This window comes from Sphingosinicella sp. (genome assembly GCF_041916975.1).
Classification (GTDB): Bacteria; Pseudomonadota; Alphaproteobacteria; order Sphingomonadales; family Sphingomonadaceae; genus Sphingosinicella.
The window spans coordinates 2,111,008-2,135,965 of sequence record NZ_JAYRYK010000001.1 but is presented as its reverse complement, the minus strand read 5'-3'; the positions used below and the strand labels follow the sequence as shown (position 1 = coordinate 2,135,965).

Here is a 24,958-nt window from a genome sequence, read left to right as displayed (position 1 = left end):
GGGCCGCGGCGGCGTAGCCAATACGGGAGGGTGAGTGTGTTTGAGATTGCAAAGGAGACGCTGCTGCCGTGGTCGCCGGCGCAGCTTTGGGACGTTTTGGTGAATTTCGACCACTATGGGCGCTGGAACCCCTATGTCCGGCCCAAAGGTCTCGCCGAACGCGGGGCGGTGGTCGAATATTCCTTCAGGATGAATCCGGCCAATCCGCGCTTCTGGCGCGTGACGGCAACCGTGTCCGAATGCGAGCCGGGTGCGCACCTCGCGTTCGACGTAAAGCTGAGCCGGCTGCTGCTTTCGATCGAGGAACATTTCCGGATAGAGCCCGCGCCGGAAGGGGCGCAGTTGGTCCACTCCATAAGCTGCAAGGGCCTGATCGCGCGGCTCAGCCTGCCCAAGACGCGCCGAAATTTTGAAGTCCTTCTCAGCGAAACCGACCGCTTCCTGACCCAATATCTCGCTCGGCCGCGCGCCAAGCCGCCGGCGAAGGTCATGCGACCGAAAGGCGGGCGGCGACCGTGAGCCGGATTGTCCGCGAAGCGCGGGCCGGAGATCGCGCCGCTTGGTCAGCGTTGTTCGTCGCCTGGCTGGTTGCGCTCGCCGCGAGCCTCGGGGCCATCTTCATCGGCGAGGTGATGGGGCAGGCCCCGTGCGTCCTTTGCTGGTTCCAGCGCGCCTTCATGTTTCCGCTGGCAATCATGCTTGCCATCGCCGCCTTCCGGTCAGACCGCCATGTCGTGCCCTACGGGCTCGCACTGGCGGCGGGGGGCGGGCTTGTCGCCCTCTATCACCTGCTCCTTTTCGTGGGATTCATCTCCGCACCGATCGTTCCGTGCGACGGCGGGCCGTCTTGCTCGGGCGAAGCGATGAGCGTCGCTGGCGTGCCGTTTCCGCTGCTGTCGCTCGCTGCCTTCTCGGCCATTTTCGGGCTTTTGCTCATTTTCCAAAGGAGACTGAAATCATGAACAGACGTTTCGGCGTGGTAGCCACCCTCGTCGTATCGGCGCTCGCATTCACCGGCGGCGCCATGTTCTACAGCGGATCGGTCGCCGGCGAACCTGCGCCAAAGGTGATCGCCGGTCCCGTCGATGCGCTCATCCGGCCGCATTCGGCCGTCATCGGGCCGAAAAATGCGCCGGTGACCATCGTCGAATTCTTCGATCCGTCATGCGAAGCCTGCCGCGCATTCTTTCCCAAGGTGAAGGAAATCCTCGCCGCATATCCGAAAGATGTGCGGCTGGTGATGCGCTATCTTCCCCTCCACCCTGGATCGGCCGAAGCGATCGTTATGCTTGAGGCCGCACGTGTCCAGGGCAAGCTCGAGCCCGTGATGGCCGCGGTCCTCGAAGCCCAGCCCGACTGGCATGACGGCAGGATGGACGCGGCATGGGCGGCTGCCGAAAAGGCGGGGCTTGATGTCGCGAAGGCGCGCGCCATGCCCTCGGCCGAGGCGATGGCATGGGCGGAGCAGGACATCGCGGATGCGCGCGCTGTCGGCGTGCGCGGAACGCCCACCTTTTTCATCAATGGACAAAAACTGCCCAATTCCTCGCCGGAACAGCTCGAAGCTGTGGTTCGCGCGGCGGTCGCTGCGAAGGGCAAGTGATAATTCCCGTCCCGGCGAAGGCCGGGGCGGGGCCTCCGCACCGCAATTGATGCGCAAGATTCCGGCCACCTTGCCGCAAATATGACCCGGATCGCCGCCCCGTCGCGGGCGAAGACGGCATATTCAGAAGGCATTCAAAGACGAGGGCGAATTGCTGGAAGCCGAAAAGGAGAGACTGACATGCGCAAATTCTTGACCATCGTGGCGGCGATGCTCGCTTTCGCCGTTCCGGGCACAGCCCTTGCCCAGCATCGTGACGATCGTGGCGGCTGGAGCCGCGACCATAACGCCCCGCGGGGGCACGACCGCGATTATCGCTCGGTGCGCCACGACGTACCCAATCATGGCTGTGACCGAGGCTATCGCTCGAATGATCGCTATTATCGCGGCAATGATCATCGCTACGAGCGGCGCGATCGCTATGAACGACGCTACCAGAAGCGCCGCATGCACCATCATCATCGCGGGCGCCACTGGCGCGGCTAGGCCCGATCGCGCGGTGGGCGAAGGCCGTTACCGCTCCGCCCGATAGATTGAAATCGAACCGGTCGGCGTCGCGATGATCTTTGCCTCTTCCACGGCGTCGAACCCGGCGGCTGCGAGTGTGTCTGGCATGCAGCCGCGGGCATTGGGTTCGGTATATTCGACCCCGTCGAGCCACTGGATCTGGCGAAACAGCATGCGCATCAGGGGCGCGCGCTGCTCGCCGTAATCGGCGATGAACAGTTGGCCGCCCGGCCTGAGCAGGCGATGCATCTGCGCGGCTATGGCTTGCTTGATCTCCATCGAACATTGATGAAAAACGAGGCTTGAGACGATCTTGTCGCATCCCTGAAGCGCGGCGATCCCATCCAGCTCATCGCCCATTGCCTCGAACCAATGGATATCGGCGCCGACAGTGCGGGCTTTGGTTCGAGCGATCTCGAGCACGGCCGGGTCGGGGTCCACTGCCAAAATCTCGCTTTCCGGCTCGCCTTCCTTCAACGCGATCGCCAGGGTCCCCGTGCCGCAACCGATATCGACAATCCGATCGCCCGGTTGCGCTGCGACAAGCTTCAGCAAGTCTCTTCGCCACCTTTTCTCACGGGTCATGAGTGCGATTGCGGCGTCATAGCGGTCGAGCGAACCGCTCTTGCCAAGCGCGGGTACGAAATCTCTGTCGGTGTCGGTCATGACCCTTCTTTAACGGCGGCCATCCCATCCGCGCTTGAACGGAGGGGCTATCCCTCGATCATGAGATCACTCGCGCAAATGCCGAACATCGTCTTGATCGTGCGCGCGAAATGGGCACTGTCGCTGAACCCCGCCATGTGCGCCGCCTCCGTCGCGCTCCGCTGCCTGCCGATCGCGTCGAACGCGATCAGCAAACGGCGCCACAGTACATAGCGTTGGAACGGCATTCCGATTTCGGCGGTGAAGAGATGGCGGAACCGTCCGAGCGACAGATCGCTCTCCCGGCCGGCGTCGGCAAGCCGGACGGGTCCTGCCCCGATGAGCCGATCGATCGTCGTCGCGGCTTGCACGATGCGCGCATCGAGCGGTCGGCGCGATTCCAGTGCGAGCCAAGCCTTCCAAAAGCCCGTGCCGCGGCCGGTTGGGATATTGATCGGCTTCACGCCGCTCAGGCGCGTTTTCAGATCGTCGGGCGGACCGAATTGGATCGTCGGCTCGACATACCAGAGCTCCGCCTCGCTCGCCGGAAGAAGACAGTGAACGGCTTCGGGCTCGATGAGCAGGCACCGACCTTTGTAGCGTTGCCCCTGGCTGTCGGTCACTTCGACCGGATCGTCGGCAAAGACCGCCTGCGCGGCGAAGTGCCGATGGGGAACGGCATCGCCGACCGAGCCCGACCAGCAGGCAAGGAAATCGCCAATGCGAAGTCTGCCTTTCCAATGCGCATATCTTCCTGAAGGGGCGGCATCCGGTCAGGAAGGAGCTCGCATGGACCGAGCGTAACTCGGTTCGAAGCAGCGCAAGACGCTCGCGCCCGTTGGCGTTGCGCCCTCGGAAGTTTGGTCCTGTCGATCGCAGGTTAGCCAAAGATGCCGATTCTATGTTGATTGCCAAGACTTAATCAGTCAATGCAAATCATTCTCAATAAAGGTGGCTTGCGTGGCGATGACCCTGAACCGAAATTCATTCGCACCGATGCGGGCGCTGGGGCGCGGCGCTCTGGCTGTCCTGCTCTTGGCCCTGATCGCGCTCCAGCCGGCCCGCGCGAGCGAACCCGAAGTTCAGACCATTTGGCGGCTGCTCGATTATGTTGCCGTTGATTATCCCGGTGCGGTGTCGGGCGGCAAGGTAATCAGTCCAGCCGAATATGCCGAGATGACCGAGTTTGCCGCGCAGGTCGAAGCGCGTTTGAAGCGACTGCCGCAGAAAACCGCGAAGCCGAATTTGGTGGCTCGCGCCGCCACCTTGCGCCAATCGATCGCTGCGAAATCTGCGCCGGCGACGGTCGAAGAACAATCGCGGGGGCTCGCCGAGGCGTTGCTGGGAAGCTATCCCGTACCGCTGGCGCCGCGGTCGGCTCCCGATCTGGCGCGCGGCGCGAAGCTTTACGCGGAAAATTGTTCCGTGTGTCATGGCGCGACCGGCGCTGGAAACGGTCCGGGCGCCGCGGGGCTCGATCCGCCACCGATCGCTTTCACCGACGCGGCGCGCGCGCGCGAGCGCAGCCTGTTCGCGCTCTATCAGGTGATTTCGCAAGGCCTTGAGGGCACGTCGATGGCGAGTTTCGAAGACCTTCCCGACGGCGATCGCTGGGCGCTGTCCTTTTATATCGGCAGCCTTGCCTTTCCCGAATCTTCGCGATCCTCCGGTCGGCAGATATGGGACAGGGACGCGCCGGTTCGGGCCGCCATACCCGATCTTGCGACCCTCGTGGCCAAGACTCCCGCCCAGCTTGCGCGCGAGTTTGGGGATAGCAAGGCCGGGCCGCTGACTGCCTTCTTGCGTCGCCAGCCCGAAGCCGTCGTTGCGAAACCGGCCGGCTCGCTGGCGCTGTCCCGCCAGCGCCTCGAAGCGAGCCTGAAAGCCTATGCCGCCGGCAACCGCGGCGCCGCGTCCGATCTGGCGTTATCCGCCTATCTCGATGGATTTGAACCAGTCGAACCGGTTCTTGCCGCGCGCAATCCCGACCTCATGGCAAAGATCGAGCTGGCGATGGGAAATTTGCGTTCGGCTATCGGAAGGGGTCGCCCGGTCGCGGACGTCGAGGCGGCAAATGCCGAAGTGGCCCGGCTGTTCGTCGAAGCCGAGGCGGCCCTCGCGCCCGAGCGGGCGAGCGCGTCTTCCAGCTTTCTCGGCGCGTTCGGCGTCCTTCTGCGCGAAGGCCTTGAGGCATTGCTGATCGTCATCGCCATGATGGCCTTTCTTCGCAAAACCGGGCGAACCGACGTGATGGGATATGTCCATGGCGGCTGGGTTTCGGCTCTTGCCGCAGGGGCGTTGACCTGGTTCGTGGCAACCTACTTTATCGGGGTCAGCGGGGCATCGCGCGAGCTCACTGAAGGCTTTGGTTCGCTCTTCGCCGCGATCATCCTGATCTCGGTCGGTATCTGGATGCATGGCAAGAGCAATGCCGAAGCTTGGCAGCGTTATATCAAGGAGAAAATCTCCGCCGCGCTGTCGCGCCGGTCGGCATGGTTTCTGTTCGGCCTGACCTTCCTCGTGGTCTATCGCGAGGTGTTCGAGACCATCCTTTTCTACGCCGCCTTATGGGCACAGGGGAATGGCGGCGCTCTGCTGGCAGGGGCTGCGACGGCTACGGTTCTGCTGGGCCTGATCGCCTGGGCGATGCTGCGCTACAGCGCTCGACTTCCGATCACGCAGTTCTTCTCATGGAGCGCGGCGTTGATCGCTATCTTGGCAGTCGTGCTGGCCGGAAAGGGCATTGGCGGATTGCAGGAGGCTGGCCTGTTCGGCGTTACGCCGCTGGCCGGATTTCCCCGGGTTCCGATCTTGGGGATATACCCGACGTTTCAGACGGTGCTGGCGCAGCTTGCGGCCGCAATCATCCTTACCGCCGGTTTCTGGTTCAATCGGGCAAGGGCGCCCCGCGCGGTTTAGCTGCGCGCCGCGAGGAACATCGTCGGCATACCGTCAGTGGTACGAGTAAACGACGGGTTTCCAGCACGTCACTCTGCGGCCACACCAGCCTTGTGCGAGGAAATCTCTCCAAGCGCATCGCGGATGATATCATAGGCCGAGTGGAGGAAGAGCAGCGCGATGACGCCCGCGACGAGAAGGTCGGGCCAAGCCGCACCGGTCACGGCGACGAGGCCGGCCGCCACGATGACGGCGACATTGGCCAAGGCGTCATTGCGCGAAAACAGCCAGATGGCGCGCGCGGTGGCATCGCCTTCGTTGCGGAAGCGGCTGAGTACGAGTGCGGCGGAGATATTGACCAGCAGCGCCGCGATGCCGATGCCGCCCATGAGATCGGCTTCGGGTGGGATCGCATGGAAGGAGCGCCAGATCGCCGAACCGATGACGCCGAGGCCGAGGATGGCGAGGAAGCAGCCCTGGACCAATGCCGTGCGGCTGCGCGCGACCGCGGTCCAGCCGAGCGCGATCAACCCGACGAGGGTGATCGATCCATCGCCGATGAAATCGAGCGAGTCGGCCTTGAGCGCCTGCGATCGCGCGAGGAAGCCGCCGGCCAGCTCGATCACGCCGAAGCCGAGGTTGAGGATGACGACGATCCAGAGCGCGCGCCGATAGGCCGGGTCGACGCCTGCCCGCTTTTCGTCGGCTTCGCAGCCACAATCGCTCATGCCGTTCGTCCTTTCCCGCTTCGAGTCGGACAGCTATATGCACCCTCTAGCAACTAGAGGGTCAAGCGATGAAAATCGGCGAACTCGCGCGTGCCACCGACACCAAGGTCGAAACCATCCGCTATTATGAAGGCGCGGGTCTGCTGGCGCCGCCCGCGCGGACGGACGGCAATTATCGCTCCTATGGGACCGAAGAGCTGTTGCGACTGTCCTTCATCCGGCGCGCGCGCGATCTCGGCTTTTCGCTGGACGAGGTCCGCGAGCTTCTCGCGCTAGCAGACGATCGCGACCAGCCTTGCGGTGCCGTCGACGCGGTCGCAAGCAGCCATCTCGCCACGATCGAACGCAAGATCGCCGACCTTTCCCAGATGCGCGACGAACTGGCACGCGTCATCGGCGGCTGCCGCTTGGGAAAGGTGGGCGATTGCAAGATCATCCAGACTCTCGAGCCGCTGCGCGAAATTGATGCGCGACGCCAAGCCCGGGGAGGCTTGATCAGGACGCGGGAAGCGCCTCGATCCGCGTAATGCGTCCCGTTGCGCCGTTCCAGTCAAGTTCGAAGGCGACGCGGTCGCCGACCTTCAGGCCCTTGAGCAAATCCGCGGGTGCCTCGAACCCCATCGCCATCGGCGGCCATTTCAGCGCGGCGATCTCGCCATGATCGAGCGTGACGGTGCCCTTGGCTTCGTCGATCGCGGTGATCTTTCCTTCGCCCTTGCCATGTTGGACTACGGAAGCCGGGGCGTCCGCGGCGGCATCCTTGGGAGCGGTCGTTTTTTGCTTGTCGGCTTCAGGGCTGCAAGCCGAGACGGCAACTAGCAGCAGGAAGCTGCCGGTTAAAATGTGTATCGATTTCACGTTCATTCTCCTTTTTTTATTTCACGTCTTCGGGGCTTTTAATGGTGGTTGATCGGGCCAGCGCCGGCGCATCAAGAGATAGGCGGCGGGGATGATGAACATCGAGAGCAGCGGCGCAGTGATCATCCCGCCGATCATCGGCGCGGCGATCCGGCTCATCACCTCGGATCCGGTCCCGGTGCCGACGAGGATCGGGAACAGGCCCGCGAGAATGACCGCGACGGTCATTGCCTTCGGCCGAACCCGGAGCAGGGCACCGTTGCGTACTGCCGCTTCGATCGGGCCGTCGCCGCGCGCCGCAAGCGCCTGCTTGAGATAGATGAGCATCACGACGCCGAACTCGGCGGCGACTCCCGCCAGCGCGATGAAACCGACCGCGCTCGCGACCGACTGGTTGTAGCCGAGCAGGTAGAGCAGCCACAGCCCGCCGGTGAGCGCGAATGGCAGCGTCGCCATGATGAGCAGCGCCTCGTCCCAGCGCCTGAAGGTCAGGTAGAGCAGGACGAGGATGATCGCGAGCGTGACGGGTATGACGATCTTCATCCGCTCGGCCGCGCGGACGAGGAATTCGAATTGGCCAGTGTAGGAGACGCTGATGCCCGGCGGCAATTTTACGTCGCGCGCGACCGCCTGCTGGATATCACCGACCAGCGTCTGCAGGTCGCGGTCGCGGCCATCGACATAGATCCAGGTTACCGGCCGCGCGTTCTCGCTGCGCAACATTGGCGGGCCATCGCTGATCCGCACCCTCGCCACGGTGCCCAGCGTGATCTGCTGGCGCGATGGGGTGAGGATGGGCAAGTTTTCCAGCTTTCCGAGACTGTCGCGAAGCTCGCGCGGATAGCGCACGCTGATCGGGTATCGCGCTAGCCCCTCGACCGTCTGCCCGATCGTCTCACCTCCAATGACGCCGCCGACGATGGATTGCACGTCGGCGACATTGAGCCCGTAACGGGCGGCGGCGGCGCGATCGATGTCGACATCGATATAGCGCCCGCCGGTCAGCCGCTCGGCGAGAGCCGACGCGACCCCTGGCACCTTGCGGACGACGTCTTCGATCCGCTTCGCAGTGCGGTCGATCTCGGCCACATCCGATCCTGCGACCTTGATGCCGACCGGGCTCTTGATTCCGGTCGCCAGCATATCAATGCGGTTGCGGATCGGCGGGATCCAGAAATTGGCGAGGCCGGGGACTTTCACGCGCGCGTCGAGTTCGGCGACCAGCTTGTCGGGCGTCATGCCCGCGCGCCATTGATCGCGCGGCTTGAAGCGGATTGTCGTCTCGAACATTTCGAGCGGCGCAGGATCAGTCGCGGTGTCGGCGCGGCCGGCCTTGCCGAACACGCTCTCGACCTCGGGCACCGTTTTGATGAGCCGGTCGGTCTGCTGGAGCAGGCTCGACGCCTTGGCGGTCGAGATGCCGGGCAATGCCGAGGGCATGTAGAGGAGATCGCCTTCGTCGAGCTGCGGCATGAACTCGCCGCCGAGCTGGGTCAGCGGCCACAGGCTGCTCGCGAAGATCAGCCCCGCGAACCCCAAGGCCCTTTTGGGATAACGCAGAACCAGGTCGAGCGCGGGGCGATAGGCGTGCGTCAGCCAGCGATTGACCGGATTGGCCTGTTCGCTGGGAATCCGTCCGCGGATGAGCCAGCCCATGAGCACCGGGACGAGGGTGATCGAGAGGATCGCCGCCGCTGCCATGGCATAGGTCTTGGTGAAGGCGAGCGGCCCGAACAGCTTTCCTTCCTGTCCTTCGAGCGTGAAGATCGGCAGGAAGGAAAAGGTGATGATGAGGAGGCTGAGGAACAGCGCCGGACCGACCTCGGCGGCGGCGTCAGTGATGACGCGCCAACGCTCCGGCCCAGCGAGCTGCTCGCCGGGATGATCCTTTTCCCAATGTTCGAGATGCTTGTGGGCATTCTCGATCATCACGACCGCGGCGTCGACCATTGCGCCGACTGCGATCGCGATGCCGCCGAGTGACAATATATTGGCGTTCAGCCCCTGGAACCGCATGACGATGAAGGCGATCAGGATTCCGAGCGGCAGGGTGAGGATCGCGACCAGCGCCGACCGCGCGTGCCAGAGGAACAGCGCGCAGACGATCGCGACGATGATGAACTCCTCAATGAGCTTCGAGGTGAGATTGTCGACCGCGCGGTCGATGAGACCCGACCGGTCATAGGTGGTGACGATCTCGACGCCCGGTGGCAGGCCGCGCTTCAGCTCGGCGAGCTTGGCGCGCACACCCTCGATCACCTCGCGGGCGTTCTGGCCCTGGCGCATCACGATCACCCCGCCCGCGACTTCGCCTTCGCCGTTGAGTTCGGCGATGCCGCGCCGCATCTCGGGGCCGATCTGGACGGTTGCGACGTCGCCGATCGTCACCGGAATCCCGTCCGCTGCCGTGCGGAGCGGCACCGCGCGAAAGTCGCCCAGACTTTTGAGATAGCCGCTGGCGCGCACGATATATTCGGCTTCGGCCATTTCGACCGTCCCGCCGCCGCTCTCCTGATTGGCGCGCTGGAGGGCCTCGGTTACCTCTTGCGCGGTTACCCCATAGGCGGCGAGCTTCGTCGGATCGACGACGACCTGATATTGCCGCACCATGCCGCCGATGCTCGCGACCTCGGCGACGCCGGGGACCGCCTTGAGTTCGAAGCGCAGGAACCAGTCCTGCAGGCTGCGCAGCTCGGCGAGATCGTGGCGCCCGCTCTTGTCGACCAGCGCATATTCGTAGATCCAGCCGACGCCGGTGGCGTCGGGGCCGAGCGACGCTTTCGCCCCTTCGGGAAGGCGGCTTTGCACCTGGCTCAGATATTCGAGCACCCGGCTGCGCGCCCAATAAAGGTCGGTGCCGTCCTCGAACAGCACATAGACGAAGCTGTCGCCGACGAAGCTATAGCCGCGCACAACGCGCGCCCCCGGGACCGAGAGCATCGTCGTCGTGATCGGATAAGTGACCTGATCCTCGACGATGCGCGGCGCCTGGCCGGGATAGGTCGTGCGGATGATGACCTGCACGTCGGAGAGATCGGGGAGGGCGTCGACTGGCGTCGTCCGCACGGCGGCGATCCCGATCAGCGTCAGGATCAACGCCGCCGCGACGACCAGCCCGCGCGCGGCGACCGATGCGCGAATGATCCGTTCGATCATTTCGCATAGCCCAGGGACCGGACCGCGATGCCGGTCAGGCTCGCTTCGGAATCGAGAAGGAACTGGCCCGAGGCGACCACCTTCTCGCCCGCCGCAAGGCCGCGCAAGATCTCGGTCTTGCCGCCGCCCTCGCGTCCGGTCTCGACTTCGGCGGGATGATAGCGGCCGTCGCCCATCTCGAGCATCACGATCGTGCGCGTTCCGGTGCGGGTCACCGCCTCGCTCGGCACGAGCAGCGCTGGCTTGGCGTCGCCTCCCAATGCGACGGTCGCGAACATGCCGGGGCGCAGGCGCCCGCCGCGGTTCGCGAGTTCGACCCGCGCGGTCAGCGTCCGGCTGTCCGCCGCCGCGGTCGGCAGGATCGCGACGACACGGCCGGCGAAGGTCTCGCCCGGAAAGGCGGTGAGCTTGGCGTTCGCGCGCTGGCCGATCTGCACCGTTCCGGCCTGGACCTCGGGAAGCGCGGCATTGAGCCACACCGTTCCGAGGCCGGAGATTTCGGCAAGCGTCTGGCCTTCGGCAAGCGTCACGCCGGCACGTGCGCTGAGCGTCTGGACGACGCCCCCGATCGGCGCGCGCACGGTGACAGTGCCGCTCGTGCGACCGCTGCGGTCGACCTGCGCGATCACCCCTTCGGGCATGCCCATGAGGCGGAGGCGCTGCCGCGCTGCTGCGGTAAGTTCGGGCCTGCCGAGCCGCTTGACGCTCAGATATTCGGTCTGCGCGCCGCCCCATTCGGGCGACTGCACGTCGGCGATCGGCGCGCCCGCGCGGATCACATCGCCTGGCGCGAGCCGGTAGACGCGCTCGACGAAACCGCCGGAGCGCGCCTGAACGATCGCGAAGTCGCGCTGGTTGAAATCGACCGTCCCCGTGACGTCGAGCGTCGCCGCAAGGCTGCCCGTTTCGGCGGCGACCACGCGGATGCCGAGGCTTTGCCGCGCCGAGGGATCGACCGCCACGCCCGGCGCAGCCTCACTTCCGCCGCCCCCGTCGGCATATTTGGGCACAAGTTCCATATCCATGAAGGGCGACTTGCCGGGCTGGTCGAACTTCTGGTTCGGGAACATCGGGTCGTAATAATAGAGTATCTTGCCGCCATCGCCGCTCGCCGCCCCCGACGCCATCTCGTCCGTGCCGCGCTGTCCGAGCCAATAGCCCCCGCCGCCAGCCACGAGTACGGCAGCCAATATTGCGGCACGCCACCGTGCCGCTGTCGTTGCATCGGTCATCGCCGTGCCTCCCCATAAGTGTAAATGATCCGCACTCCGTCGCGCGCCACTTCGGCTTCGCGGGCGAGCGCATCGACCTCTGCTTCAGCAAGCGCGAGTGTCGATAAGAGGGCGGTCCCGAGATCGAGACGGCCCGCCCCGAAGCTCTCAAGATCGAGCTGCGCACGCTTCTTGGCGAGCGGCACCAGTCTGGTCCGCGCATTGGCTAGCTGCTCGTCGTGCATGCGGTGCATAGCGAGATCGGCGGAAAGCGCTGCCGCGACCTCGCGTTCGGCCGCTTCGCGGTCGAGGCGCGCCCGCGTCGCTTCACTCGCGCGGGCGGCAATTTTGGGGTCTTGCCGTTTCTTCGCAAACAGCGGCAGGTCGATCGTCACCCCGACCGTGACGAGGTCGCCAAAATTTGGCTCGCGCCGGCCATAGGCGGCATTTACCGTCCAGTCGGGTCGCTTCTCGGCGCGCGCGAGGCCGGTTTCGGCGTCGGCGGCGATTGTCCGTGCGTCATAGGCGCGCAGCAGCGGCAAGGCGGCGAGCCCGGCGCGAAGCGCGTCGCCATCGACCACAAGCGGCGGCAGATCGCCCGTCGTATCGGCGGCGGCATCGCCGGTAAATCTGGTAAGCTGCGCCCGGTATCGCGCGATTTCGGAGGTGAGCGCACTGCGCCGGTCGGCGAGCCCGGCGCGCAGTTGCTCGGGCTCGAGCGCCTGCGCCGGACGCGCCGCGCCGCTTGCGAGCCGGGCGGCCACCGTTGCTTGCAGGTCGTCGAGTTCGGCGTCGAGCAGATCGAGTTCCTTCAGCCGCTTCTTCGCATAATGGAGATCGATCCATGCCAGTGCCGTTGCGAGCCGGACATCCTGCGCGGCGACCGCCTGCTCGGCCTCGGCGACGTCGATGTCGGCGCTCGCGCGCAAGGCGCGGGCGCGGCGCTTGGCGGGATTGGTGAATTCCTGGCTCACGCCGATGACTTGCATCGTGAAGTCGTCGCGGTTGAACCGGCCCGCATCGGGGCCGGTCACCGGGAAATCCTTGACCGCGAGATCGAGCTTCGGGTCGGGCAAGCGGTCCGCCGCGATGGCCGCGGATGTGGCCGCATCGACGCCCGCTTCGCGCGCGCGAAGCTCGGGCGCCTGTGTTTCGGCGCGCCGAAGCGCTTCGTCCAGCGACATGGGTTCGGCGCGAAGCACCGTGGGCAGCAGCGCCAGGGCGGCGGTTGCAAGCAATATGCGCATGATGTTCCCCTCTCCGGGCGAAGGCAGGTCCGCCCCCGACGCGTGCGCCGGGGGCGGCACAGCGTCAGCCCTTCGCGGGCATCATCTGACGAGCGGAAATGGTCTTCATGCAGTTGGCTGCATGGGACTTCATCATGTCGCAGTCGCAACTCGCCATCTCGGGCGGGGCGTCATCGACCCAGACGCGAACGCGCGGCGAGATGTTGGACTTGTTCGGTCCGGGAAGTTGGCGCTCGCGCCATTCATAGTGACCGCCCGATTTTTCCTGGGCGAAGGTCGGCGTTGCAAGGCCGACGGCCGCAATCGCTGCGGCGAACAATATTATTTTCATTTTGAATTTCCTCGATTGAAAAGCCGGGAATTGCGCGCCGCGACGAGGCGGCACGCAATGCGCGATTCAACCGAGGGCTAGCGGTGGCTCGGGTTCTGGGCCGAAGCTGCGTCCAACCAAGCGCTGCACGGCAAGCGGATCGACCAGTTCGCGCCGATGACCGGCGACCACAAGCGGCGCGCCGGGCGTGACGACCGCCAGCGGAACGGCGCAGCCCATCTTGGCGATGCAGTCGAGCGTCATGCCCTTGCACGGCTGATCGGGCTGCGCGGTGTCGACGCCCATCATTTCGGCGCACTCGGGACTCATCGCTGGCGAAGCAACGGGTTGCTGAGCTTCGACGACCGGTCTTGCCATCGCGAACGCCGCCTCCTGGCCAAAGAGACCAAGGAGCGCTCCCGCAAGGAGCATCAAGGTAAGCCAGTGCTTCACAAATTCCCTTCTCGGCGCGGAGGCTTCCTGAGTCAATTCGTCGCGCGTAGCGATCGGTTACACACCGAGGAGTGCGAAAGCGGGATGATGACGGCGCAACCACTGAGCTTTTACCTCTCGGTCCGCCATGTCCCCGGAAGCTCTGCAAGTTGCGCCGGCGTCACGACCGGTTCCTGGCGGTCCTTTCTTTCCGAATAGCGATCGACAAGCTGGTCGGCATGGCCGCGCGTCAAAACGGTGAATCGAACAAGCTCTTCGGCGACATCGACGATCCGGTCGTAATAGCTCGAAGACAGCATGCGGCCCGCTTCGTCGAACTCGGCATAGGCCTTGGCAACGCTCGATTGGTTGGGGATCGTAATCATCCGCATCCAGCGGCCGAGAATGCGCAGCGTGTTGACGCTATTGAACGACTGCGATCCTGCGGAGACTTGCATCACCGCCAGCGTGCGCCCCTGCGTCGGGCGCAGACCCTTGTAGGCGAGGGGCAGATGGTCGATCTGCGCCTTCATGATCCCGGTGATCTGCCCGTGGCGCTCGGGGCTGCACCAGACCTGGCCTTCAGACCAGAGCGAATGCTGGCGCAGTTCTTCGACGGCGGGATGATCGTCGTCGGCGATCAGGTCGGGCATCGGCAGGTCCGAGGGATCGAAGATGCGCGTCTCGCAGCCGAAAAGCTGCAGAAGGCGGGCAGTCTCCTCGACGACTAGCCGCGAGTAGGAGCGTTCACGCAAGGAACCGTAAAGGAGCAGGATGCGTGGTGCGGGATCGAGGGGGCCGAGGCCGAGACCGGGTTGTGCGCGGACATATTCCGCGCTCAGTGCGGGAAGGTGGTCGGGGTCGGCGAGCGCGCGCAGGCGGGAGAAAGTCGGAGCTGTCATGAAGTTCAGTCTTTTGCGGGAGTGGAACCTGGAAACCAGCGCCGACCTAACCGGAAGGCGACATGGACGAGAAGGATGAGGATCGGCACCTCGACGAGCGGGCCGATGACCGCGGCAAAGGCTACGGGCGAGGCGAGGCCAAAGGCAGCGATCGCGACGACGATTGCGAGTTCGAAATTATTGCCCGCCGCCGTGAAGGCGATCGCCGTGGTGCGTGGATAATCGGCTTCGATCAGCTTGCCCATCCAGAAGCTGATGACAAACTGGACCACGAAATAGATGGTCAGCGGGATCGCGATACGGACGACGTCGCCCGGAATAGTGACGATCTCGCTCCCCTTGAGGCTGAACATCGCGACGATCGTGAATAGCAGCGCGACGAGCGTGATCGGCGCGATCTTGGGCAGGAAGCGGGTCTCGTACCAGTCGTTCCCCTTTGCACCGGCTAGTATCTTGCGGGTGAGGAAGCCGGCGAGGAACGGGATGCCGAGATAGATGAGGACCGCCTCGGCGACGGTCCAGAAGCTGACGTCGATGACGCTGCTTTCGAGCCCGAACAGTGGTGGCAGCACGGTCAGGAAGAACCAAGCGTACACGCTGAAGAAGAGAATCTGGAAGATCGAATTGAAGGCAACGAGCGCCGCGACATATTGATTGTCGCCCTTCGCAAGCTGGTTCCAGACGATCACCATCGCGATGCAGCGCGCGAGGCCGATGAGGATCAGGCCGGTCATATATTCCGGCTTGTCCGACAGGAAGATCACCGCGAGCGCGAACATCAGCACCGGGCCGATGATCCAGTTCTGGATCAGAGAGATCGCGAGGACCCGCTTATCTTCGAACACCCGCGGCAGCTCTTCGTAGCGCACGCGCGCCAGCGGTGGATACATCATCAGGATGAGGCCGATCGCGATCGGGATGTTGGTCGAGCCCCAGGAGAGGCTGTCGATCGCGGCGGGAAGTCCGGCGAAGGTCGAGCCGAGCAGGACGCCCAGCGCCATGGCGAGGAATATCCACAGGGTCAGGTACCGATCGAGGAACGACAGGCGTTCGCGCTTGCTGGCCATCGATCAGAGTCCGACGCGATTGCCGGCGTCGTCGACGACCTGCTCGCCATCTTCCTTGGCGAAACTGCTGCGCTGCTGCGCCGGGATAAGGTCGAGCACCTCCTCGGAGGGGCGGCAGAGCTTCACGCCGAGCGGCGAGACCACGATCGGCCGGTTGATGAGCATCGGATGCAGCATCATGGCATCGATGAGCGCCTCATCGTCGAGGCTTTCGTCGCCGAGACCGAGTTCGGCAAAAGGCGTCCCTTTCTCGCGGAGGAGTGCGCGGGGCGCGATGCCCGCGCGCGCTATCATTTGTTCGAGCAACTCGCGCGATGGCGGCGTCTTCAGATATTCGACGACGTGCGGCTCGATGCCGGCGTTGCGGATCATCGCCAGCGCGTTGCGTGACGTTCCGCAATCGGGATTGTGGTAGATGACGATGTCGGTCACATGAGGTCCTTCAGCAGCAGGCAAGTTCGGCGAGCAGCGGTTCGCAAAGCTCGGGTCGTCCCTGGCAGCAGTCGTTAGCGAGGAAGAGCATCAGGCCTTTCAGCGTGTCGAGTTCGGCGCGCTGGTTGATCTGCCGGCCGCGCTTCTCCGACGTCACCAGCCCCGCTTTCGCGAGGACCGCCAGATGCGTCGAGAAGGTACTTTGCGAGAGACCCGACGCGTCGACGAGTTCGCCGGTGGAAAGGCCTTCCGGCTCGTGCTGGACCAGCAGTCGGAACGCGTTGAGACGCGTGGGATGTGCGAGGGCGGCCAAGGCCGACAGTGCCGAATCGCTGTTCATTCATCGGCATTATCCGATGCATTTATCGCCGTCAAATCCCATCGGGAAAATCCGATACTAAATATGGAAAGCGAGGGGAAAACCTTCCCCTGACGGCCAGCCGCGTCTGGCCGTACCCCATCCGCTGGGGCTGGACGCCCCCGCGACGCCCCCTGATGAAGGAGCGCGGCAGTTGATGGGCGCTCGCTGTCGGCGGCAGGCGCCGACAGGGATCGTATGTTTGTTTTGACCGCGCTGCGCACTCGGTGCGCCTGTCTTGGCGGTGCGACGGCTAAGCACAGCTGCGCGCGCACGCCGCACCGCCGGCGGTCGCGCCGAGAGCGCGATCCTTCTCTTAGTTCGCCGTCGCGGCAGATCAGTCGTCATAGCTGACGAGAATAATGGCGCCGCGCAGTGCGCGGCGGCGTTTTCGATCGGCCTCCCGTCTGTCGCTGGGTTGGCCGGCTCTCCCCTCTGGGCGCGTCCCGGCGTCCCGCAAGCCGCTGCACGGCTCTTCCTCTTCGTTCCAGCCCTTTGGGTGCGGGCCGCCTTCCTGGCCGCGCCCGGCAGGTCGTTCTCGCCGCCCACCCCCGCTCCGCCGGGGGCCTGATGGTTAGGGGGCGGGAATGGAGGATGACATGGGAAAGACCAACGAGCGCCGCGATGGGTGCAAGCCTCTGTCCGCTGAACTACATGCCGCCTTGCGCGCGAATGACGAAGCGCGGCGTACTGCCGTGATGGCGGGTGCGGTGGAGCCGGATTTCGTGCCGGTTGCTAAATTCTTCTCACCGGTCGGTGCGGCGACTTGGCTGGCGACCGAATTGGGCGAGGATGGCGATACGCTGTTCGGGTTGGCCGATCTTGGGTTCGGCTGTCCCGAACTCGGTTCGTTCAGCCTGTCTGAACTCGCGTCGGTGCGGCTGCCCTTTGGCCTCGGCATCGAGCGCGATCAAAGCTTTGCGTCCGAGGTTCCGCTGTCGGGCTGGGCCGCTGCGGCGCGCCGCGCGGGGTCGATCATCACCGCCGAACAGAATTTCCGTCGCGCTGCGCGTGGCGACGAGCTTCCGAAGCCAAAGGGCTGAGGCTGACGCAGGCGGCGCGTTTCGCCGTCATCCATAGTCGGTCCCGCCACGCTTCAAGACACAACGGGACCGACGCTCACAAGGAGCAAGACCATGAAACTCGACTTTATCGATCTTGGCAAGCTGTCGATCAGCAAAACCAACATGCGCTACGCCAAAAAGGCGCCCGACGTTGCTGATATTCTGCCGACCGTCCGTGCTCGCGGCGTTCTCGTTCCGCTGATCGTCCGTCCGAATTGCGCCGAGGGCGCGTTCGAAATCGTCGCAGGGGCGCGGCGCTTCACTGCGGCGACCATTGTCGCCAGCGAAAAGGGTGAGGCCGAGCCGATGCCTTGTGCGATCCTCGAAGAAGGCGATGATGCCGCCGCGCTCGAAGCTTCGTTGATCGAGAATGTCGCGCGGCGCGATGCCGACGAGGTCACGCAGTGGGTCACTTACACGCGGCTCGTTCGCGAGGGGCGTAGCATAGGGGATATTTCCGATACGTTCGGAATGCCCGAGGCAATGGTGAAACGCATCCTCGCGCTCGGCAATCTCTTGCCCCGCATCCGCTCGCTTTACGCCAAGGAGAGGATCAGCGTGGGCACGGTGCGGCACCTAACGATGGCCTCCAAATCGCAGCAGCGAGCATGGCTGGCGCTGTTCGATGACGCGAATGTCTATTGCCCGCAGGGTCAGCAACTCAAAAATTGGCTGTTCGGCGGCGGCGCGATCCGCGTTGAGCACGCGCTATTCGACGTCGAAGCAAGCGGCCTTTCGATCATTGCCGACCTGTTTGGGGACGAGCGCTATTTCGCGGACAGCGATGCTTTCTGGACCGCCCAGCTTCCTGCCGTCGAGGAACGCCGGTCACGATTTCTGGACGAGGGGTGGAGCGATGTCGTCGTCCTGCCCAAGGGTGACCACTTCCCCGAATGGGAGCATCGCCACGCCGCGAAGCGCAAGGGCGGGCGCGTCTATATCGAGGTCCGCGATAGCGGCGAGGTCGATATCCACGAGGGCTATGTCACCGCGAAAGAAGCGGCGCAGCTTGAAAAGGGCGAGAAGTTCGAGGCGGCGGCCAAGGTGGCTCGCCCCGAGATGACCGCGCGCATGCAGACCTATGTCGACCTACATCGTCATGCCGCCGTGCGTGCGGCGCTGACCGGTCATCCTGCCGCCGCACTGCGGTTGATGGTTGCCCATGCCGTCGCCGGATCGCCGCTGTGGAATGTGAAGATCGAACCGCAGTCGGCGAAGGACCACGATGTTCGCGAAAGCGTCGAGGTTTGCCGCGCAGAGACGGTCTTCGACGAGAAGCGCCGTGCGGTGCTGGCGCTCCTCGGGTTCGACGCCGAGGAGCCGAGCGTGACCGGCGGCAATCGGATGACGCTCGCGGCGCTGTTCCAGCGTCTGCTCGACCTTCCCGACCGTGCGGTCATGGACGTGATCGCCATCGTGATTGGCGAGACGTTGTTTGCGGGAAGCGCCGCCGTCGATGCCGTGGGCCTCCACATCGGTCTCGACATGGCCAAATGGTGGAGCGCCGACGATGCCTTCTTTGAAGGCTTGCGCGACAGGGAGGTGCTGACCGCGTTGGTCGCCGAGGTGGGCGGAGCCGAGGTCGCCGCTGCCAATGCCAAGGAGAAGGGCGCGACCTTGAAGACGATCATCCGCGACCATCTAGACGGCACCAACGGCCGGACCAAGGTCGATGGCTGGGTCCCGAAATGGATGGCCTTCCCGCCCGCCGCCTACACGGCGCGCGGCGGGGTAGGGACCGTGACGGCACATGGCGAACTGACTGTGCCGGAGGCCGAGGACCGGCCGCGGCGCGAAGCCGCGTGACGGTCGAGGGCGGCGGCGCGTGCCGCCGCCCATTCCATCTGGCAAAAAAATCGCGCGCCGCGCGCCCCTTGGGCGCACGGCGCGATACCCTAACGGCCAAATAGTCGTGGCCGGACGGTAACACAGGCGATAGGGCATGGGTCGAATAGGAGATGACCGATGGCCGAAGACACTCAGGATATGCTGCTCACGCTCACCGCCGATATTGTCGCGGCGCATGTCTCGAACAATGCCGTCGGCCTCGCCGATCTTCCCGACCTGATCGCGCGCGTTCATGGCGCGCTGGCGGGACTGGGTTCGCCGGTCGTCGAGCCGGTCGAGGAGCAGAAACCGGCGGTTTCGATCCGTTCGTCGGTTAAGCCCGACTATATCGTCTGTCTCGAGGACGGTAAAAAGCTGAAAATGATGCGCCGTCATTTGATGAACGCCTATGGCATGACGCCCGACGACTATCGCGCAAAGTGGAATCTCCCCAAAGACTATCCGATGGTCGCGCCGAACTATGCCGAGACGCGGCGGGCGCTCGCCAAGCAGATCGGCCTTGGCACCAAGGGACGCGGCGGCGGCCGCAAGCCAGCAGCGAAGGCGCCGGCTCGCGGGCGCGCAAAATCCGGCGCCTGACGGCACCCTGCCTAGGAGTTGGTGAGCCGGTCGGCCTCCAATTTCGCGCCGGTCTGCTCAAAGCCGAACGCGCTAGCCAGTCTCCTTTGCGCCTCGCGAGACCATGCCCTTCATGGCCTCTTCGAAAGGCTTGATGACCGAAACCGGCTGCGCCTCTGCCGCTTGGGGCCGCAACGGCAGGTTCGCCCTTTTTTCCCCTGCCGGCGGCGAGCGCCGTCATTCCTCGCGAGGCAAAAAAGAGCGCCCCTCGCCGTCCTCCAGCTTTGCTTACGGGCCTTCGGCTGCGGCCGCGGCAGTCCCGGTCATGTCCCAAGCCATCGAGGCCATGAAGGGCATGGTCTCGGAGCAAGGAAAGGATATCATCATGGCTACCATCGGCACTTTCAAGAAGACCGCCAAAGGCGAATATGTCGGCGACATCGTGACACTCAGCGTTCAGGCCAAGGGGGTTCGCATCGTCCCCGATCAGAACCCGCCCAGCGAGAACGCCCCCACGCACCGGGTTTACACCGGTAACGCCGAAGTCGGCGCTGCCTGGACCAAGCAGTCGAACGAGGGCCGCGCATATCTGGGGCTAAAGCTCGACGATCCCAGCTTCGCCGCACCGATCTACGCCAACCTCTTCGACGATGAAGGCGGCGAGACTTTCAGCCTGATCTGGTCGCGTTCCAATCGCCGGACCGGCGACTGACCTACCAGCGCAAAGCCCGTCCGGTGCGCCGGGCGGGCATTTTTCCAGAAATCAGGCGGGGATCGTTTCCATCGCCTGCTTTGGTAGAGGGCGGCCCAATGCTTCAGCAAGAGGGCCGGTTACGCGATCGGCCGCCAGCCGCGCCGGATCATGAGAGATATGAGCGTAGATCGCTGTCGATCGTGCATTCGCATGTCCGAGAAGCGAGCCAACCATCAGCAGGGCCTCGCCCGCAGACGCAGCCGCGCTACCGAGAGTGTGGCGGAGAACGTGAGGCGTCACGCCGGGAAGCGCCGCCTTCTTGATTGCAGCCTGCCACACGGTCTTCGTGCCCTGGTAGAACCCGTCGCCACGCTCCGCCGGGAAGACATAGCCTTCGGCCTCTTCGGGTTTCAAAGCTTCGAGTAGCGCTATGGCCGCAGCGCCGAGCGGGCGGACGCTTCTGCCGGTTTTCGTGTCATCGAAAACGAGCAAGCCGCGATCAAAATCGACTTCCGACCATTTCAGGCCGGCGATTTCGTTTCGGCGACAGCCGGACAACGCCCAGAGCCGGGCAATATTTACTGCCTTGGCGTTTACGCCTTGGGCCTCCAGCGCATTGAGAGCTTCGCCTAGGCGCTTCACCTCTTCTATCGAGAGAAAGCGCGTGCGCTTATTGTCCGTCTTTCGGACGCTTGCGTCTTCTACCGGATTGTGAGTGACCCGTGTCTTCCTCTTATGCGTCTTTAAGAAGGAATAGACCGCGGACAGGTCGCGCACGACCTTCCGCGCGGCGCCTTCGCCGCCGCGGACGATAACGCGCTTACGCTTGCCGGTTTCGGGATCGACGATCCACTCGTCGCGCGCGGTCTTTCCGGCGCTCACATCTCGCACGAACGTGGTGATGTCGCCCTCGTCGATTTCGGTGATACGCCTTTTGCCCAGCAGCCGAACGACGTGATGGCGCAGACGGGCGAGAGTATAGTCCTTCGTCATCGGTTTCATCGGTTCGCCCTGCCGAATGCCGCGCTGCACGAAGCAGCCTTCCTGCTCATAGAAATCGATGGCCTGCGACACGGTCATTTCGGCGCGCTTCGTAATGCGCTCGCCGCTGGGATCTTCGCCTAACCGCACGCGCGCCAGAGCAATTTCGGCGGCCTTGCGCGCGTCTGTGGCAGGCGTCTCGGGATAGGTGCCGATCGTATACCAGCGGACGGCGGCGGTCCGGCCGCCTTCACCTACGCGATACTTCACTGCCCACGACTTCGCGCCAGCGGGGGTCACCCGAAGGGCGAACCCGGTAAGCTCGGAATCCCAGATGGTATACCGCACTGATTTCGGCTCGGCGATGTCTGCGGCAGTCTTGGAAAGTTTGGTCTTCATGACCGAACCTATAGCATGATTTTGCCTTCTGGGCTACCACCGGGCTACCACCGAGCGAATATTCGTCGCTGTCTGCTACTGATCATTTTAACAGAAAACGGCAGAATACTAGGATATTTGAAGTCAAAGGCAGTCAACGGCAATCAGCCAAAAACGCGTTTTTGCAACCTTGCCAAGGTTGGGGTCGAGGGTTCGAATCCCTTCGCCCGCTCCAGTGTTTTCACAAAGAAACCAGCTTATTCGCTGGCGTCGCGCGCCGCATCCGCCACGAGCACGCCGCCGATAATCAGCGTGGCCCCCACACCTACCGCAACCCATCCAAGCGTGGACATGCCGTTCTTCTGCAGGTCTTCGACGGGCTCTCCGTTGAGCAGAAGCCTGTGTCCCGGCGCGAGCGAAAAGCCGATCCGGGTGCCCATTTGATGCCGCAGCGCGGAGGATTGCCGGGTGCCGTCGAAATTCACCACATCGCGTGTCAGCCGCAATTCCACGCGCGGCTCTGCCTTGTCCCGGGAACCGCCGATGGGGATGGTGAGACCCAGCCCGACAACGCCTTCCGTTCTGCTGAAACTGTCTTGGACCGCCAAGGGTTCGGCCGAGGCCGATGTCGTCATGACCGCGCCGGTCAAGATGCTGCTGATGATACGCATGTCTGCCCCCGTCGTGATCGCCATGGATCACGCCTTCAAGAACATCCATTTTGATGAGCCGTCAATTATGGTCACGGCCGGTCCGATGGTTCTCCTAGGCCGTTCATGCGCGTATACTGCGGACGCGCGCGGCGATATATCGCCCCAATCGATTACTGTGACGAGATAAATCGGATTGCCCAATAAATCGTCCGCGGTCTAACTCGTGCGATCCTGATGGCAGTATTTCGCAAGGCGGGAGGAAGCGATGAACGAGATGACGAGTCCGAAGGGCAAGTGCCCGGTTATGCACGGCAGCAATACGGTGTTGTCGTCCAGTATGAACTGGTGGCCGGAGGCGCTCAATTTCGACATTCTCCACCAGCACGACGGCAAGACCAATCCGCTCGGCAAGGGTTTCGACTACCGCGAAAAGCTGAAGACGCTGGATATCGCGGCGCTGAAGCAGGATCTCCATGCGCTGATGACCGACAGCCAGGATTGGTGGCCGGCCGATTGGGGCCACTATGGCGGCCTGATGATCCGCATGGCGTGGCACGCGGCGGGCAGCTATCGCACGGCGGACGGCCGCGGCGGCGGCGGCACCGGCAATCAGCGCTTCGCGCCGCTCAGCAGCTGGCCCGATAACGTCAGCCTCGACAAGGCGCGGCGCCTCCTGTGGCCGATCAAAAAGAAATACGGCAACGCCGTCAGCTGGGCCGATCTCATCATCCTTGCGGGCACCGTCGCGTATGAATCGATGGGTCTCAAAACCTTCGGCTTCGGCTTCGGGCGCGAAGACATCTGGCATCCAGAAAAGGATGTGTACTGGGGGTCTGAGAAGGAATGGCTCGCGCCGAGCGGCAGCGAAGGCAGCCGTTATTCGGGAGACCGGGACCTGGAAAACCCCCTCGCCGCCGTGATGATGGGCCTTATCTACGTCAATCCCGAAGGCGTGGACGGACAGCCCGATCCCCTGCGCACGGCGCGCGACGTGCGCGAAACCTTTGCCCGCATGGCGATGAACGATGAAGAGACCGTCGCGCTCACCGCGGGAGGCCACACCGTCGGTAAGTGTCACGGCAATGGCGATGCGGGCGCGCTCGGCGCGGACCCGGAAAGCGCGGGCGTCGATCAGCAGGGCTTCGGCTGGGCCAATCCGGGCGGCACGGGCGTAGGCCGCGATGCGATCACCAGCGGCATCGAAGGCGCGTGGACGACGCATCCCACGGTGTTCGACAATGGCTATTTCGAAATGCTCCTCAATCACGATTGGGAGCTGAAGAAAAGTCCGGCCGGTGCGTGGCAGTACGAGCCGGTGAGCATCAAGGACGAGGACAGGCCGGTTGACGTCGAAGATCCCTCGATCCGGCTCAATCCGATCATGACCGATGCCGACATGGCGATGAAGATGGACCCCGCCTACCGTGAAATTTCGGAACGGTTCTATCGCGATCCGGCCTATTTCAGGGAAACCTTCGCGCGAGCGTGGTTCAAGCTCACGCATCGCGACATGGGTCCGAAGGCTCGCTATTTCGGGCCGGATGTTCCGGCGGAAGACCTGATCTGGCAGGATCCGGTTCCGGCGGGCAGCACATCGTGGAACGTCGACGCAGTGAAGGCGAAGATCGCCGCGAGCGGCCTTTCGATCAGCGACATGGTCACGACCGGATGGGACAGCGCACGAACCTTCCGCGGATCGGACATGCGTGGCGGCGCCAACGGCGCGCGTATCCGCCTTGCTCCGCAGAAGGATTGGGAAGGCAACGAGCCAGCGCGCCTCGCGCGCGTGCTCTCGGTGCTGGAGCCGATCGCGGCAGAAAGCGGGGCGAGCATTGCGGACGTCATCGTCCTGGCCGGCAATGTCGGCGTCGCGCAGGCGGCAAAGGCTGCGGGCTTCGACGTGGAGGTACCGTTCATGCCGGGCCGCGGCGACGCGACCGATGCGATGACCGATGCGGAGAGCTTTGCACCGCTCGAGCCCATCCACGACGGCTATCGCAACTGGCTGAAGCAGGACTACGCCGTGAAGCCCGCCGAGCTGATGCTGGATCGCACGCAGCTCATGGGCCTCACCGCACCGGAGATGAGCGTGCTCGTCGGCGGAATGCGTGTGCTCGGCACGAACCACGGCGGCACCAGCCACGGCGTGTTTACCGGCCGCGTCGGCACGCTGACGAACGACTTCTTCGTCAACCTCTGCGACATGGCCAACAAATGGGTGCCCGCCGGGAACGGCATCTTCGAAATCCGCGATCGCAAAACGGGCGCGGCGAAGTGGACCGCGACCGAACTCGATCTCACCTTCGGCTCCAATTCGATCCTGCGCGCTTATGCGGAAGTCTATGCGCAGGATGATAGCGCGGAGACGTTCGTGAAGGATTTCGTCGCCGCGTGGACGAAGGTGATGAACGCCGATCGGTTCTGATTG

Annotated in this window: 26 protein-coding genes; 11 read left to right on the top strand and 15 right to left on the bottom strand. The window is 64.1% G+C overall.

Going from position 1 to position 24,958, the window contains the following annotated elements; translation table 11 throughout:
- Positions 1 to 36: 36 nt before the first annotated feature.
- The 4 genes from ACE3TJ_RS10130 to ACE3TJ_RS10115 all read left to right on the top strand — a co-directional run bounded on the left by ACE3TJ_RS10130 (position 37) and on the right by ACE3TJ_RS10115 (position 2,089).
- Positions 37 to 519, top strand: a complete 483-nt coding sequence (locus ACE3TJ_RS10130; RefSeq protein ID WP_293779511.1) for an SRPBCC family protein — start codon at positions 37 to 39, stop codon at positions 517 to 519.
- Positions 516 to 962, top strand: coding sequence for a disulfide bond formation protein B (locus ACE3TJ_RS10125; protein WP_293779509.1), 447 nt, complete (start codon positions 516 to 518; stop codon positions 960 to 962). Before ACE3TJ_RS10130 ends, ACE3TJ_RS10125 begins: the two co-directional genes overlap by 4 nt.
- Entirely contained in the window at positions 959 to 1,603 is a 645-nt protein-coding gene (locus tag ACE3TJ_RS10120) for a thioredoxin domain-containing protein (RefSeq protein WP_293779507.1), read from the top strand. Before ACE3TJ_RS10125 ends, ACE3TJ_RS10120 begins: the two co-directional genes overlap by 4 nt.
- Before the next feature lie 180 nt (positions 1,604 to 1,783).
- Positions 1,784 to 2,089 carry a hypothetical protein gene (locus ACE3TJ_RS10115; protein WP_374595958.1) on the top strand — a complete coding sequence of 102 codons (306 nt, stop codon included), beginning with the start codon at positions 1,784 to 1,786 and terminating at the stop codon, positions 2,087 to 2,089.
- Positions 2,090 to 2,116: 27 nt separating this feature from the next.
- Here ACE3TJ_RS10115 and ACE3TJ_RS10110 read toward each other — a convergent pair whose 3' ends face one another.
- Positions 2,117 to 2,776: a class I SAM-dependent methyltransferase gene (locus ACE3TJ_RS10110; protein WP_293779503.1), complete on the bottom strand. Its 660-nt coding sequence runs from the start codon at positions 2,774 to 2,776 to the stop codon at positions 2,117 to 2,119.
- A 47-nt stretch (positions 2,777 to 2,823) separates the two neighbouring features.
- The gene (locus ACE3TJ_RS10105) at positions 2,824 to 3,378 is read right to left on the bottom strand and encodes a helix-turn-helix domain-containing protein (RefSeq protein ID WP_293779501.1); all 555 of its coding nucleotides are present in this window, start codon (positions 3,376 to 3,378) and stop codon (positions 2,824 to 2,826) included.
- Between the two features lie 343 nt (positions 3,379 to 3,721).
- Here ACE3TJ_RS10105 and ACE3TJ_RS10100 point away from each other — a divergent pair, with 343 nt between their 5' ends.
- Positions 3,722 to 5,674: a cytochrome c/FTR1 family iron permease gene (locus tag ACE3TJ_RS10100; RefSeq protein ID WP_293779698.1), complete on the top strand. Its 1,953-nt coding sequence runs from the start codon at positions 3,722 to 3,724 to the stop codon at positions 5,672 to 5,674.
- A 68-nt stretch (positions 5,675 to 5,742) separates the two neighbouring features.
- Here ACE3TJ_RS10100 and ACE3TJ_RS10095 read toward each other — a convergent pair whose 3' ends face one another.
- The gene (locus ACE3TJ_RS10095) at positions 5,743 to 6,381 is read right to left on the bottom strand and encodes a cation transporter (protein ID WP_293779499.1); all 639 of its coding nucleotides are present in this window, start codon (positions 6,379 to 6,381) and stop codon (positions 5,743 to 5,745) included.
- Between the two features lie 68 nt (positions 6,382 to 6,449).
- Between ACE3TJ_RS10095 and ACE3TJ_RS10090 the strand changes: the two genes are divergently transcribed.
- On the top strand, positions 6,450 to 6,908 hold the full coding sequence (locus ACE3TJ_RS10090) for a helix-turn-helix domain-containing protein (RefSeq protein WP_293779497.1): 459 nt from the start codon (positions 6,450 to 6,452) through the stop codon (positions 6,906 to 6,908).
- Here ACE3TJ_RS10090 and ACE3TJ_RS10085 read toward each other — a convergent pair.
- The 10 genes from ACE3TJ_RS10085 to ACE3TJ_RS10040 form a co-directional block, all read right to left on the bottom strand.
- A complete protein-coding gene (locus tag ACE3TJ_RS10085; protein ID WP_374595957.1) occupies positions 6,877 to 7,245 on the bottom strand; it encodes a copper-binding protein in 369 nt (122 codons plus the stop codon). The genes ACE3TJ_RS10090 and ACE3TJ_RS10085 overlap by 32 nt on opposite strands.
- A 15-nt stretch (positions 7,246 to 7,260) precedes the next feature.
- On the bottom strand, positions 7,261 to 10,395 hold the full coding sequence (locus ACE3TJ_RS10080) for an efflux RND transporter permease subunit (RefSeq protein WP_293779494.1): 3,135 nt from the start codon (positions 10,393 to 10,395) through the stop codon (positions 7,261 to 7,263).
- Positions 10,392 to 11,627: an efflux RND transporter periplasmic adaptor subunit gene (locus ACE3TJ_RS10075; RefSeq protein ID WP_293779492.1), complete on the bottom strand. Its 1,236-nt coding sequence runs from the start codon at positions 11,625 to 11,627 to the stop codon at positions 10,392 to 10,394. The genes ACE3TJ_RS10080 and ACE3TJ_RS10075 overlap by 4 nt, the downstream gene beginning before the upstream one ends.
- Positions 11,624 to 12,853, bottom strand: a complete 1,230-nt coding sequence (locus ACE3TJ_RS10070; RefSeq protein ID WP_293779490.1) for a TolC family protein — start codon at positions 12,851 to 12,853, stop codon at positions 11,624 to 11,626. The genes ACE3TJ_RS10075 and ACE3TJ_RS10070 overlap by 4 nt, the downstream gene beginning before the upstream one ends.
- A 64-nt stretch (positions 12,854 to 12,917) precedes the next feature.
- A complete protein-coding gene (locus ACE3TJ_RS10065) occupies positions 12,918 to 13,184 on the bottom strand; it encodes a hypothetical protein (protein ID WP_293779488.1) in 267 nt (88 codons plus the stop codon).
- A 66-nt stretch (positions 13,185 to 13,250) separates the two neighbouring features.
- On the bottom strand, positions 13,251 to 13,616 hold the full coding sequence (locus tag ACE3TJ_RS10060; RefSeq protein WP_293779486.1) for a hypothetical protein: 366 nt from the start codon (positions 13,614 to 13,616) through the stop codon (positions 13,251 to 13,253).
- Positions 13,617 to 13,726: 110 nt separating this feature from the next.
- Positions 13,727 to 14,497, bottom strand: coding sequence for an arsenical resistance protein ArsH (gene arsH, locus ACE3TJ_RS10055; RefSeq protein ID WP_293779484.1), 771 nt, complete (start codon positions 14,495 to 14,497; stop codon positions 13,727 to 13,729).
- A gap of 5 nt (positions 14,498 to 14,502) precedes the next feature.
- A complete protein-coding gene (gene arsB, locus ACE3TJ_RS10050; protein ID WP_293779482.1) occupies positions 14,503 to 15,564 on the bottom strand; it encodes an ACR3 family arsenite efflux transporter in 1,062 nt (353 codons plus the stop codon).
- Positions 15,565 to 15,567: 3 nt separating this feature from the next.
- Positions 15,568 to 15,996: an arsenate reductase (glutaredoxin) gene (gene arsC, locus ACE3TJ_RS10045; RefSeq protein ID WP_293779480.1), complete on the bottom strand. Its 429-nt coding sequence runs from the start codon at positions 15,994 to 15,996 to the stop codon at positions 15,568 to 15,570.
- A gap of 10 nt (positions 15,997 to 16,006) precedes the next feature.
- Complete coding sequence (locus ACE3TJ_RS10040; RefSeq protein ID WP_293779478.1) at positions 16,007 to 16,336, bottom strand: helix-turn-helix transcriptional regulator; 330 nt, start codon at positions 16,334 to 16,336, stop codon at positions 16,007 to 16,009.
- A 617-nt stretch (positions 16,337 to 16,953) separates the two neighbouring features.
- Between ACE3TJ_RS10040 and ACE3TJ_RS10035 the strand changes: the two genes are divergently transcribed.
- From ACE3TJ_RS10035 to ACE3TJ_RS10020, 4 genes are all read left to right on the top strand, one after another.
- The gene (locus ACE3TJ_RS10035) at positions 16,954 to 17,397 is read left to right on the top strand and encodes a DUF2958 domain-containing protein (protein WP_293779476.1); all 444 of its coding nucleotides are present in this window, start codon (positions 16,954 to 16,956) and stop codon (positions 17,395 to 17,397) included.
- A 93-nt stretch (positions 17,398 to 17,490) separates the two neighbouring features.
- Positions 17,491 to 19,224: a ParB/RepB/Spo0J family partition protein gene (locus ACE3TJ_RS10030; protein ID WP_293779474.1), complete on the top strand. Its 1,734-nt coding sequence runs from the start codon at positions 17,491 to 17,493 to the stop codon at positions 19,222 to 19,224.
- A 159-nt stretch (positions 19,225 to 19,383) separates the two neighbouring features.
- Positions 19,384 to 19,845 (top strand): MucR family transcriptional regulator, encoded by a 462-nt coding sequence (locus ACE3TJ_RS10025; protein ID WP_293779472.1) that lies wholly within the window; start codon positions 19,384 to 19,386, stop codon positions 19,843 to 19,845.
- Positions 19,846 to 20,209: 364 nt separating this feature from the next.
- Positions 20,210 to 20,536 (top strand): DUF736 domain-containing protein, encoded by a 327-nt coding sequence (locus ACE3TJ_RS10020; protein WP_293779696.1) that lies wholly within the window; start codon positions 20,210 to 20,212, stop codon positions 20,534 to 20,536.
- 51 nt (positions 20,537 to 20,587) lie between these two features.
- Here the strand turns inward: ACE3TJ_RS10020 and ACE3TJ_RS10015 are convergent, their stop codons facing one another.
- Together ACE3TJ_RS10015 and ACE3TJ_RS10010 are read right to left on the bottom strand one after the other, a co-directional pair.
- A complete protein-coding gene (locus ACE3TJ_RS10015; protein ID WP_293779470.1) occupies positions 20,588 to 21,898 on the bottom strand; it encodes a tyrosine-type recombinase/integrase in 1,311 nt (436 codons plus the stop codon).
- Between the two features lie 236 nt (positions 21,899 to 22,134).
- Positions 22,135 to 22,572 carry a hypothetical protein gene (locus ACE3TJ_RS10010; protein ID WP_374595956.1) on the bottom strand — a complete coding sequence of 146 codons (438 nt, stop codon included), beginning with the start codon at positions 22,570 to 22,572 and terminating at the stop codon, positions 22,135 to 22,137.
- 223 nt (positions 22,573 to 22,795) lie between these two features.
- Between ACE3TJ_RS10010 and katG the strand changes: the two genes are divergently transcribed.
- Positions 22,796 to 24,955, top strand: a complete 2,160-nt coding sequence (gene katG / locus ACE3TJ_RS10005; protein WP_374595955.1) for a catalase/peroxidase HPI — start codon at positions 22,796 to 22,798, stop codon at positions 24,953 to 24,955.
- The last annotated feature ends 3 nt before the right edge of the window (positions 24,956 to 24,958 follow it).